Annotated in this window: 12 protein-coding genes; 1 reads left to right on the forward strand and 11 read right to left on the reverse strand. The window is 31.1% G+C overall.

The genetic code is table 11. The annotated features are described in order from the left end of the window. Window positions 1–57: 57 nt before the first annotated feature. From NST64_RS11050 to NST64_RS11075, 6 genes are all read right to left on the reverse strand, one after another. Window positions 58–1,047: a LysM peptidoglycan-binding domain-containing protein gene (locus NST64_RS11050; RefSeq protein ID WP_049335886.1), complete on the reverse strand. Its 990-nt coding sequence runs from the start codon at window positions 1,045–1,047 to the stop codon at window positions 58–60. A 477-nt stretch (window positions 1,048–1,524) separates the two neighbouring features. After that, window positions 1,525–2,367: a dipeptide ABC transporter glycylmethionine-binding lipoprotein gene (gmpC, locus tag NST64_RS11055; RefSeq protein ID WP_002448016.1), complete on the reverse strand. Its 843-nt coding sequence runs from the start codon at window positions 2,365–2,367 to the stop codon at window positions 1,525–1,527. 41 nt (window positions 2,368–2,408) lie between these two features. After that, window positions 2,409–3,068, reverse strand: a complete 660-nt coding sequence (locus NST64_RS11060) for a methionine ABC transporter permease (RefSeq protein WP_002448001.1) — start codon at window positions 3,066–3,068, stop codon at window positions 2,409–2,411. Beyond that, entirely contained in the window at window positions 3,069–4,091 is a 1,023-nt protein-coding gene (locus NST64_RS11065; RefSeq protein ID WP_002447973.1) for a methionine ABC transporter ATP-binding protein, read from the reverse strand. A gap of 219 nt (window positions 4,092–4,310) precedes the next feature. Further along, the gene (locus NST64_RS11070) at window positions 4,311–5,459 is read right to left on the reverse strand and encodes a bifunctional cystathionine gamma-lyase/homocysteine desulfhydrase (protein ID WP_002454517.1); all 1,149 of its coding nucleotides are present in this window, start codon (window positions 5,457–5,459) and stop codon (window positions 4,311–4,313) included. 2 nt (window positions 5,460–5,461) lie between these two features. Next, on the reverse strand, window positions 5,462–6,358 hold the full coding sequence (locus NST64_RS11075; RefSeq protein ID WP_049418737.1) for a PLP-dependent cysteine synthase family protein: 897 nt from the start codon (window positions 6,356–6,358) through the stop codon (window positions 5,462–5,464). A gap of 255 nt (window positions 6,359–6,613) precedes the next feature. Here NST64_RS11075 and NST64_RS11080 point away from each other — a divergent pair, with 255 nt between their 5' ends. Further along, a complete protein-coding gene (locus NST64_RS11080; protein ID WP_002454518.1) occupies window positions 6,614–7,144 on the forward strand; it encodes a pentapeptide repeat-containing protein in 531 nt (176 codons plus the stop codon). A 73-nt stretch (window positions 7,145–7,217) separates the two neighbouring features. Here the strand turns inward: NST64_RS11080 and NST64_RS11085 are convergent, their stop codons facing one another. The 5 genes from NST64_RS11085 to NST64_RS11105 form a co-directional block, all read right to left on the reverse strand. Continuing rightward, on the reverse strand, window positions 7,218–8,546 hold the full coding sequence (locus NST64_RS11085) for a sodium-dependent transporter (RefSeq protein ID WP_002448002.1): 1,329 nt from the start codon (window positions 8,544–8,546) through the stop codon (window positions 7,218–7,220). Window positions 8,547–8,710: 164 nt separating this feature from the next. After that, window positions 8,711–8,959, reverse strand: coding sequence for a hypothetical protein (locus NST64_RS11090; protein ID WP_002447988.1), 249 nt, complete (start codon window positions 8,957–8,959; stop codon window positions 8,711–8,713). A 12-nt stretch (window positions 8,960–8,971) separates the two neighbouring features. Beyond that, a complete protein-coding gene (locus tag NST64_RS11095; protein WP_002448005.1) occupies window positions 8,972–9,703 on the reverse strand; it encodes an alpha/beta hydrolase in 732 nt (243 codons plus the stop codon). A gap of 45 nt (window positions 9,704–9,748) precedes the next feature. Then, complete coding sequence (locus tag NST64_RS11100) at window positions 9,749–10,420, reverse strand: phosphatase PAP2 family protein (RefSeq protein ID WP_002448011.1); 672 nt, start codon at window positions 10,418–10,420, stop codon at window positions 9,749–9,751. A gap of 488 nt (window positions 10,421–10,908) precedes the next feature. Further along, the gene (locus NST64_RS11105; RefSeq protein ID WP_002447992.1) at window positions 10,909–11,271 is read right to left on the reverse strand and encodes a DUF2294 domain-containing protein; all 363 of its coding nucleotides are present in this window, start codon (window positions 11,269–11,271) and stop codon (window positions 10,909–10,911) included. Between the last annotated feature and the right edge of the window lie 2 nt (window positions 11,272–11,273).

Consider the following 11,273-nt stretch of genomic DNA (forward strand, 5'->3'; position numbering starts at 1 on the left):
GCCAAGATAGGACGACGGATTCAAAATGAATGCTGTCCGACTTCCTTTGTTTTTTTACTAGTGAATAAATTTATATTGTCTAACTTGATAAGCTGGAATTGTACGATATGTTAAAACCCCTGGACCTGCACTAAAGTTCATTTCAGATACTAAAAGACTTCCATTACTATTGACGCGTTCTACAAATGCAACATGTCCATAGTAGCCAGCATCTGATTGGGCAATTGATCCTACAGTAGGATGATAATCAATTCTATAGCCATCTCTTGCAGCTGCATTGTCCCAGTTATTTGCATTCCACCAATATGTACTAATACCTTTACCGATTTGAGCACGACGATTAAAGACATGCCATGTACATTGACCCCAATCATATAAATTTCTATGATTAAAAATCGGTGTGTGATAATAATAATTTGATGATGAACTTGTACGATTTGTATTACTACTTGATGATGCTGTGCCGCTTACACGTAATTTTTGACCCGGGTAAATAAAGAAATTATTTAATCCATTTAAACGCATAATATTTTGATATGTCGTATTATATTTCCAAGCGATGCTCGATAATGAATCACCGTAACGAACAGTATAGTAGCTTGAAGAACTAGATGAATTTGAGCTATTTTGTGTGTGGCTACTTGAACGTGCTGTTCCTGAAACTGTTAATGTTTGACCTGGAAAAATTAAAAAGCTATGAAGTCCATTTAAATCCATAATATGGCGGTACGTTGTACCATATCGACTAGCAATTGATGATAAACTGTCTCCACTTTTTACTGTATATGTACTGCTTGAGTTATTACTATAAGAATGAGATGAACTAGAGCCTGAAACTGTTAATACTTGATTTGGAAAAATAAGATTTGATGTCAAACCATTTAATGATTTTAATTTAGCTATTGTAATACCATAGCGATTTGAAATAGACCATAATGATTCCCCACTTTTTACTGTGTGAGTTGTTGCTGCTTCTGCTTGATGTGCAAATATTGTACTAAATGCCCCAGTTCCAATAATTGCTGTTGCAAGAACTTTTTTATTCATAAATAAGCGCCTCCTTAATCTTATGCTTATCTTTGACATGTCCCCATGACAATTGTTGTATTAACGCTTAGTTTTATTACGTTAATTCTAGTGCTTTAACTTTAATTTTTTCTACTCAAGTAGTCTACTTATATAAATTAATATATTTCATTATAATATTCCATTTCAATTTGATTACATAATGATGAAATTTTAGTACGATACTTATAAAATTAAAACTTTATAAAAATCGATTTCTTTAGTCTAATTATTACATAACGTAAGTAAGAATTTTTTTAAATGTGATTATATTTAATCAAAAATTTATTATACTATTGAAAATGATATAAAAAAAGAGCGGGACAGCATTCATTTTTGAATTAGTTGTCCCACTCCAAGAGTCGAAAAAAGCTTGATCTATGTGTATTTTTAATTCATTAATCTACGACATATGCTAAATGACTAAACAACGATTGATATTCTACAATGTTTAACTTACTATTTTAAGCTATCTTCAATGTCTTTAATTTCTTTTTGAGATAAATCGACTGCTTTTTCACCATCTTTAGTGTCTTTTTTCAATGCTTCTTGTGCTTCTTTACTATGATATAGATCTACAATTTTTTTGTATGTTTTATTATCTTTATCTTTTGAGTTAACGGCAATTAAATTAATGTATGGTTTAACTGCATCTGAAGTAGAACTTTCTAAATAAATTGGATCTTTCTTAGCATCTAAGCCTGCTTTCGTTGCTACACCATTATTGATAACTGAAATATCAACATCATCTAATGCACGTGCAGTTTGTTGAGCATCTACTTCTTTAATTTTTAAATGTTTAGGGTTATCTTTAATATCTTTTGTTGTACCACTTAAACCAAAGTTATCTTTTAATTTAATAAGTCCTGCTGATTCTAATAATTTTAAAGCACGCGCTTGGTTAGAAACATCATTGGGAATCATCACTTGCGCGCCATCTTTAACATCTTTAATATCTTTTACTTTTTTAGAATAGATGCCTAAAGGTGCTAATACGGTTGTACTAATTGCTTCAATTTTTGCATCTTTATGTGCTTTTTTATATTCATTTAAGAAAGCAAAGTGTTGGAATGCATTCATATCGATATCTCCATCACTTAATGCTTTATTAGGTACGTTATAATCTGAAAAGTGCTTAATTTCTAAATCAATATCATCTTTTTTTGCTAATTCTTTCACTTTTTCCCAAGCAGCAGTATCATTTGATGCTACGCCAACTGTTACTTTCTTACTATTTCCTCCGCCTGAACATGCCGCAAGGACAATAATAGATGCTAATAATAAACCGATTATTCTCTTCATTAAAAACTGCCTCCCAATATTAAAATAATTTATTTAAACAACTAATTTCTACGAATTATTCTAGAAATAAAGTTACCTAATGACTGAATAATTTGTACGATAATAACTAGAACTACAACTGTAATAATAATGACCAATGTATCAAAGCGTTGGTAACCATAAACAAGCGCTAAATCTCCAATACCACCGCCACCTACAGCACCGGCCATAGCTGTACTACCAATTAAACCAATAATCGCTGTAGTAATAGCTAGTACAAGTGAACCTAATGCTTCAGGCAATAAAAAATGACGAATAATTTGAAGTGGTGATGCTCCCATAGCTTTTGCTGCTTCAATAATACCATCATCTACTTCTAAAAGTGAATTTTCTACTAAACGCGCAATATATGGTGCTACATATACTGTCAGTGGAACAATTGCAGCTGTTGTACCGATTGACGTACCTGCAACTAATTTAGTAAAAGGTACAATTGCAATTAATAAAATGATGAATGGAATAGATCTTAAAATATTAATAATTGGATTAAGAATTTGGTGAATAACGACATTAGGCCAGATTCCATGTTTTCGAGTGACTACAAGTAAAATACCTAATGGGATACCAATCAATGCACCAATAATTAATGATACTGTTACCATATAAAGTGTTTCATACAACGCTTGCATTAATTGAGATGAATCTATGCTTGAACCAAACATTTAACGCACCTCCTCATAATGAATATGTCGCTCATTAAAATATGATTCTACCGTGTCACGACTAAATTGTGCATCGTGTTCAAAGCGTAACCATAAATAACAAATCGTTTCATCTTGAATATCTGACATAGACGAGAATAGAATATTTACATTAAAACCATATTGGTTTATTAACTCGTTCATTAATGGATAATCAATTTGCTTTTTATCTAAGAAAAGTCTGTAATCTGTATAATGATTATCTGCTCTTTCAAATGAGGCACGTAATGCTTTAGAAGGTTCTGTACTAATAACTGTTGATACAAAATTTTGTGCTGTTTTCGTTTTCGGATGACTAAACACATCTTTTACTGTACCAATTTCTACAACTTCCCCGTGTTCCATTACAGCTACACGATTACAGATTTTTTGAATCACGCTCATTTCGTGAGTAATCATCATAATCGTAACCCCAAATGTTTCATTCACATTTTTAAGTAATTGAAGAATAGAACTTGTTGTCGCAGGGTCTAATGCACTTGTCGCTTCATCGCACAATAATATTTTAGGATTTGTTACAAGTGCTCTTGCAATTGCAACACGTTGTTTTTGTCCTCCGGAAAGCTCATCTGGAAATTGATTTTTCTTATCTGCAAGTCCCACAAACTCTAGCATTTCTTCAACTTTCTCTTTAATCTCAGAATTACTTTTGTGACTAAGTATCAATGGCATTGCTACATTTTTAAAAACTGTTTTAGAATTTAAAAGATTAAAATGTTGGAAAATCATTCCTATATCTTTTTTTACGTTGCGAAGTTCTTTTTCACTATATGTATTAATATCATGTCCATCTACAATAACATGGCCCTCTGTAGCTTGTTCTAATTGGTTAACTAAACGTACTAGTGTACTTTTACCAGCACCACTATAACCAATCACACCAAACACATCACGCGCATCAATTTTAAAAGAAACATCTTTTAAAGCGTGGATGGTTTCTCGTTTCTTTCGAAATACTTTATTTACACCCTGAAATTCAATCACTATGTTCACCCTTATCTAATTCTGATTAAATTCGTATGATATGAAGTATAGGCAAAAGTTGAGGATGCGTCAATATAGTTTTTTAAAAAATTGAAAATTTCAGATATTTTTAGTATTGAATTACTCTTTTAGTTCCAAATATCACAATAAAAATACAAGAGTACAATAAACATCGTTTCAATTTCTATTGCACTCTTGCATTAATACTTTCACTATATTCTATTTATTTAGCGTATCTATCGCTTGTTTTAAATCTTGTACTAAATCTTCAGTGTCTTCAATACCGATTGATAATCGAACTAAACCATCTGTAATTCCTTCTTTAGCACGAACATCTGCTGGAATAGATGCATGTGTCATCAAAGCAGGTACAGAAATCAAGCTTTCCACTGCACCTAAGCTTTCAGCAAGCGTGAAATATTGCGTTTCACGAATTAATTGTTTAGCTGCTTCTGTATCTTTCACTTCAAATGCAACAACGCCAGTATGACCACTTGCTTGAGCGATATGAATATCATGATTAAGATGACTTTCAATACTAGGATGGAACACTTGTTGTACTGATGGATGCTCTTGTAACATCTTCACAATACCTTCTACGTTACGATTAATTTGTTCCATACGTAACCCTAGTGTTTTAATTCCTCGAATTAATAAATAACTATCTTGTGGTCCTAGTACACCACCTGTAGAGTTAGAAATAAATGCTAAGCGTTCACCTAATTCATCATTAGATGTAGCGACTAAACCTGCAACAACATCACTGTGTCCACCAATATATTTTGTTGCTGAATGTAATACAATATCGATTCCAAAATCTAACGGATTTTGATAGTACGGTGTCATAAATGTGTTATCGACTACAGAAATGAGATGATTTTCTGTCGCAATTTCTGCTGCACGTCGAATATCTGTCACACGTAATAAAGGATTAGACGGCGTTTCGATATATAACATTTTTGTTTCTGGTTTAATATAATCTTTTACGTTTTCAATATTTGTAGTATCAACGAAATCAACATCAATACCAAATCGTGTAAAGACTTTTGTTAAAGCACGATAAGTTCCACCATACACATCAGAATTTAAAATTAAATGATCACCTTTATCTAATAACATTATAACAGCGCTAATCGCAGCCATACCTGAACCAAATGCAAATCCATGTTTACCATTTTCTAAATTCGCAATGACGCTTTCAATAGAAGTACGTGTTGGGTTTGCAGTACGTGAATATTCATAGCCCTGTCTTAAATCACCAATATCATCTTGCAAATAAGTACTTGTTTGATAAATTGGTGTCGTTACTGCTCCAGTAAAATCATCCGTCGTATGTCCACCATGAATCATTTGTGTTTTTTTCTTCATTATTATTCTCCTTTGTATTCAAATATTTTTTTTGACATATAACGATCACTGCCATCTGGAAAAATTGTTACAATAATACCTTTATCAATACGATTTTTAATATCTAAAGCACCTTGTAATGCTGCACCAGATGAGCTACCAACAAGTAGTCCTTCTTGTTTAGCTAATCGTTTTACATTTTCAAATCCTTGATTATCACTGACTGTAATAATATCATCAACGATAGATTTTTCTAAAAATACTGGCCATTTTTCAGAGCCAATACCTTCAATATCATGAGCATGTGCTTTACCACCATTCAATACTGAGCCTTCAGGTTCAACAATAATATTTTTAACATTAAATTGTTGTAAATGTTTAGCTACACCAGTAAATGTTCCTCCAGATCCAGCACCAGCTACAAAATAATCAATGTGTGGTAATGCCTCTGTAATTTCTTTTCCAAGCGTATGCGTATAGGCTTTTGGATTATGTTCAGTTTCAAACTGGTTCATATATACTGCATTATATTTGTCAGCATAATGACGCGCTTCTTTTTGTGCACCCATCATTCCCTTGTTTTTAGGTGTTCGTTTTATTTCAGCACCCAATACTCGCATAATTGAAATTTTTTCTTCTGAAAATCCTTCTGGGGCAAAAATCACACACTTTAAATGATAACGATTAGCGGCCATTGCTAATCCAATTCCTGTATTACCAGCTGTAGCTTCAACGATGGTATCTCCTTTTACAATACGTTTTTCTTTTAGCGCAGTTTCTACAAGATATTTCCCTAGTCGATCTTTAATACTTCCACCAGGATTAAATTGTTCTAACTTCGCATAAATTCGTACATGTTCATCACTAAAACTTTCTAATAATACTAGTGGCGTTTGTCCTATTAAATCATAAGTAATCATATCTTTCGTTCAATACACTCAAGTAATGTCTGAACATACCTACTTTCTATCATCATATTCATTTCCAATATTTAATTTTAATTCTTACTCAACCGCTATGAATTATACGCTAACTTATATCTTATTGCAAAAAGCTAGATTCTTTATGTAAAATGTAATTAGTTATTGCTTTTAAATACTCATGTTATGATAAAAGTGAACCACTGGAAATGAATTAAATTTTACGATGAATCAACGTACAAAGGAGACTCGATGATGACATCTAAAGCAGACTTATCTTTATCCGTCTTTACTAAGGATGACTATAAAAATTTAAATTATAAAAATAGTACTTTTAGAAACTCAATGTACGACGAAATTGAAGTAAATAAAAGTCACTTTAAACATTGTGATTTTAGTGAAGGTATTTTTAAGAATGTAAGCACTATTTCAAATTCAAAAATTATCAATTGTAATTTTGATAAAAGTATCTTTGAAAATGTAAATTTTTTCAAGACGCTTATTAGTAAATCAAATTTAACTGTTACCTCATTTGATGAAAATCATTTTAATACATTAACGATTGAACATTCTATTTTTAAAAATAGCAATATACGTAATGTAAAATTTGATAACGTCACGTTTAAAAAAGTGATTTTTGAAAACGTCACTATGGATTTGTGTCATTTTGAAAATGTAAAAATAAAAGATTGTATATTTAAACATGTCACTATTAATAATTCTTCAATTCCTGAAAAATTATTAAAAGAATTACATAAACAAGATGTTACGTTTGAAAATATGTAATTCAATTATCATTATGCTAAACAGAGTCTAGAACAACAATTTGTATCCTAGACTCTGTTTATTCTTGTTAATATTAAAATAATTGAACAATAAAAACTAATATAATAATAACTGGCATAATATATTTAATTAAAATATACCATGGAACAAAAAGTTTAAATTTATCTTTTCCAAAGCTCTCTTTTAATGCTTGTTTATCTAGTAATTGACCTACAACTAATGTCGTTCCTAATGCTCCTAATGGCATCAAGATATTCGATACGATAAAATCCATATTATCAAAAATTGTACCCGCTCCAAACTTAATTCCACTTAAACTGCTAAATGATAGTGTTGCTGGGATACTAATAACAAATACTAATATACTTGCAATAACTGATATAGCTTTTCGTTTAGTATTATCATTTTTAGTGAAATTTGAGACATTTAATTCCAATAAAGAAATAGAAGACGTTAATGCTGCAAATAAAAATAGAATTAAGAAAATTAAATAAAATACAATACCAAAGCCCATTTGATTAAATACTAACGGTAACACTTTAAATAAGAGTCCTGGTCCTTCTTGAGGTGCATAACCAAATGTTTTTAAGGCTGGAAATATTGCAAGTCCTGCTAATACAGAAACTAAAATATTCATAATAACAATTGACATGGCGGAAGATTTAATCGTCATTTCTTTAGGCGCATAACTCGCATACGTAATCATCCCTGTCGTTCCTAATGATAGTGTAAAGAACGATTGACCTAACGCAAATAAGACACCTTTAACTGAAATATCTTCTATTCTCGGTTGTAATATATAGCGAACGCCCTCTAATGCTCCGTCTAATGTCAATGATTTAGCAACAACAATAATTAGAAAAACAAATAATAAGGGCATCATCATTTTAGAAGCTTTCTCTAAACCTTTTTCTACACCTAGCATAACGATGACCATGGTTAAAAGAATAAAAATGCCCTGTCCCAACACAGTTAACCACGGGTTACTAATTATTTTTTCAAATTTAATTTGAGTTAATGACGTATGTTCAACAGATAATAATTGTAAAAATACATTTCCAATATATATAACAATCCAGCCACCGATAACACTATAAAAGCCGAATAAAATAAAAACAGCTAAATTTCCATTCCACCCAATAATATTTAACCATTTTTTTCCTGTTAATTTACTATAGATTCGAGTCGTATAAGTGCGCCCCATTATTCCTACCGTAAACTCCATAATCAGTAACGGTAATCCTACAAAAATAGTAAAGATTAAAAATAAAAATAAAAATGCGCCGCCACCATAAATGCCAGCCATATATGGAAACTTCCACATTGCGCCTAATCCTATAGCAGAACCAGCACTTGCTAGAATAAATCCAGTTGAGGTTTTCCATTGTGATTGATTACTCATTTTCTATCTCCCTTTAACGCGTTAAAGCATGTGTGCGATTAAGTTCTACTCTAACACGTCTGACCAAATAGTGCAATATACATATAAATGAGTATTAAAAAAGATAAGAATAGAGGTAAATGACATATCTCAACTATTCTTATCGTTTAAACTTACTGATATATTTATTTTTCAAAATCATATATTATGGATTGACCTTCATTTACTTCTTGAATATTTAAACTTTCGATATGATCAACGTTAATGTAATGAACTTGTGAGTCATCTTTTAAAAATAAATAGACCAATTCATCAAACTCATCAATAATACGCTGTACGCATGTGTCATAGTCTGGACCATCTTGGAACGTTTTAAATTCTTTATAAGTAGTTCCAGAAACTGTTGTATATATAAGTAAGAATGTACGTTTCATCTTATTACTCCTTTATTTAGATTTAAAAAAAGTTACGACTTGAGTGATAACGTCTTCATGTCCATCTCCATAAGTCATTAAATGACGACTTAACGGATGACATGTTAAATCTTTGTTATTACTATCAATATGATTAAAAATATAATGTGCACTATTTTGATAAAAGGCATCATCATTACCGCCATACAAAATACGAGCGGGAACTTGTATACGTTCTAATTCATTAGAAATTATCTCAATAAATGCTTTAAATTCTGCGATATGTGGTTGATAATCTTGAATTGTCCCAAGTTGTTGTTTTGAAGTAGTTTCATCAAATTTCAATAATTGATTCATGCGCTGACCATAACGTTTCATACGCCACGCAATACTTTTTTCTTCTTTTTCACTTGGTGCAGACATCACTGCTATTTTAGAAACATCAAATAACTCAGCTAACTTTAATGTAAATAGTCCTCCTAGTGAGATACCCGTTACAAAAATAGTGTCAAACCCTTTATTTTTTAAAAATTGATACCCTTCTAATACATCATTCCACCAATCCTGAATCGTAAATTGAGTAAATTGGTCTAAAGGTAAGCCATGTCCTTGATAATTTGGTGCAAAGCATGTGAAGTTTTCTTCATTAAGCGCCTTAGCTAATGGTTTTACATCACGAACAGTTCCTGTAAATGAGTGAAGTAATAAGATCGCTTCTTTTCTTGAACCTTCTAAATAAATTGGATGTGGTGATTTGATTTTCATAGTATTCTCCCCTTCTTAAAATACTTATGTTATGAAACTTAAGCTTTACTTCTTTTTTAATTTAATATTAAAGAGTGGTAACATCATTGAAAATAAAGCAATCCAAATCATTCCTAACGAAAAACCACCAATGACATCAGTTAGATAGTGGGCGTGGAAATATAACCGACAACTTAATACACCTATCCAAAATATAACGACAACTATAGCAATACTATATCGTATCGCTTTATTTTTAATAAGTGGAATAACAACTAAGAGTATAGCTAAAGCAAATAATGTACTGGCATTTGAATGACCACTTGGAAATGAATATCCATGGTCTACTAAAAGATGGTTATACGGACGAGGACGAGCTATTATTTGTTTAATTAAGAAATTAATATAAGTTCCTGTGTAAATCGTAACTAATAACCACAATGAAAGTTTATAATTTTTAAAAATTAAGATAAGTGCTAAAAATAACGTTATGTAGAGAATGGATTTTACTTCTCCAAAATTAGCACAAAACGTCATCATTTTATGCCAAATTGGACCGTCATAGTGTCTTCTAGGTTTACCAAAATAGTTGGTCAACGCATGTAATGAATTTAAATCTAATTTTTGCACTAGTGTGGTATGATAAATGACATTCATTGCCGTTATTATAAAAATAATTAATCCAACAACAAACATAGAAATAGTTTTGGTTGGCGATACTTCTAATTTATCTTTCATACTTGTTTTTCCTTTACTACATTTGATCCTAATATTTTATAAAAAGCTTTCAAATGATGTATCTGTTCTTCATATTTATTAAAGTTTGAAGAGGATAACCACTTATTCAACCTTTCTTTATTATCAATAAGTTGTTTCACATACGTCATAAAGCTTTCTTTATCATAAAAAGGTTCGTCATAAAGATGATACGTCCAGTTAGCCTCTGAAGATGTATCACACCGTTCATTATATCAATCATCAATATGTTGACTACTTAACTCATTGATTGTATTACCCTTTTATACCTCTAGGATCAGGATAGTCGGGCAAATGATAATGAGTAAGAGATTTTCCAATTAGCTGATTGAATTGATCGCATCTCTATCCCTCTTTTAATGTTAGTTAGATTTTACAATAAATGATGAAAATTTGCTTGTAAAAAAAGAGATTAGGAAGTATTTTATATAAAGTTTCCTAATCTCTTCTCGTATTTATAACATTTTATTTTAAAGTGATTTTTCAAGGTTTTTATCTAACTTAAAAACAATAATACGTTCACCAGTAATTGTACTTAAATCACTATGAAAGCTTTTAACTTCAGTACCTGTGATTTTGAAAACAAGTTGCATTAAATCATCTTGTCCTGATTCCACCAATTCTGACCGTGTACGTTTAATGTTAAGTAATCCTTCTTGTGTTTCACATACGCGATACTCCGCAGGCGTCAAAATACCTTGTAAGTTGACGATAATCATATCTCGTAAAATATCTGTCTTTACTGACAACGAACCACGTCCAAGAAAATCTTTTTCCCATTGCGTAATTGCTTTACTAATTTCTGCTTCATACATGCCTTTCGATTTCGTCATTG

It is taken from the genome of Staphylococcus sp. FSL W8-1268 (assembly GCF_038003965.1).
GTDB classification, from domain to species: domain Bacteria; phylum Bacillota; class Bacilli; order Staphylococcales; family Staphylococcaceae; genus Staphylococcus; species Staphylococcus hominis.

What these genes read in the sequence shown, in the direction of transcription:
- gmpC (WP_002448016.1), bottom strand. Translation starts at nt 2,367, where the DNA reads ATGAAGAGAATAATCGGTTTATTATTAGCATCTATTATTGTCCTTGCG.
- NST64_RS11095 (WP_002448005.1), bottom strand. Translation starts at nt 9,703, where the DNA reads ATGAAAATCAAATCACCACATCCAATTTATTTAGAAGGTTCAAGAAAA.
- NST64_RS11075 (WP_049418737.1), bottom strand. Translation starts at nt 6,358, where the DNA reads ATGATTACTTATGATTTAATAGGACAAACGCCACTAGTATTATTAGAA.
- NST64_RS11105 (WP_002447992.1), bottom strand. Translation starts at nt 11,271, where the DNA reads ATGACGAAATCGAAAGGCATGTATGAAGCAGAAATTAGTAAAGCAATT.
- NST64_RS11100 (WP_002448011.1), bottom strand. Translation starts at nt 10,420, where the DNA reads ATGAAAGATAAATTAGAAGTATCGCCAACCAAAACTATTTCTATGTTT.
- NST64_RS11085 (WP_002448002.1), bottom strand. Translation starts at nt 8,546, where the DNA reads ATGAGTAATCAATCACAATGGAAAACCTCAACTGGATTTATTCTAGCA.
- NST64_RS11050 (WP_049335886.1), bottom strand. Translation starts at nt 1,047, where the DNA reads ATGAATAAAAAAGTTCTTGCAACAGCAATTATTGGAACTGGGGCATTT.
- NST64_RS11080 (WP_002454518.1), top strand. Translation starts at nt 6,614, where the DNA reads ATGACATCTAAAGCAGACTTATCTTTATCCGTCTTTACTAAGGATGAC.
- NST64_RS11060 (WP_002448001.1), bottom strand. Translation starts at nt 3,068, where the DNA reads ATGTTTGGTTCAAGCATAGATTCATCTCAATTAATGCAAGCGTTGTAT.
- NST64_RS11090 (WP_002447988.1), bottom strand. Translation starts at nt 8,959, where the DNA reads ATGAAACGTACATTCTTACTTATATATACAACAGTTTCTGGAACTACT.
- NST64_RS11070 (WP_002454517.1), bottom strand. Translation starts at nt 5,459, where the DNA reads ATGAAGAAAAAAACACAAATGATTCATGGTGGACATACGACGGATGAT.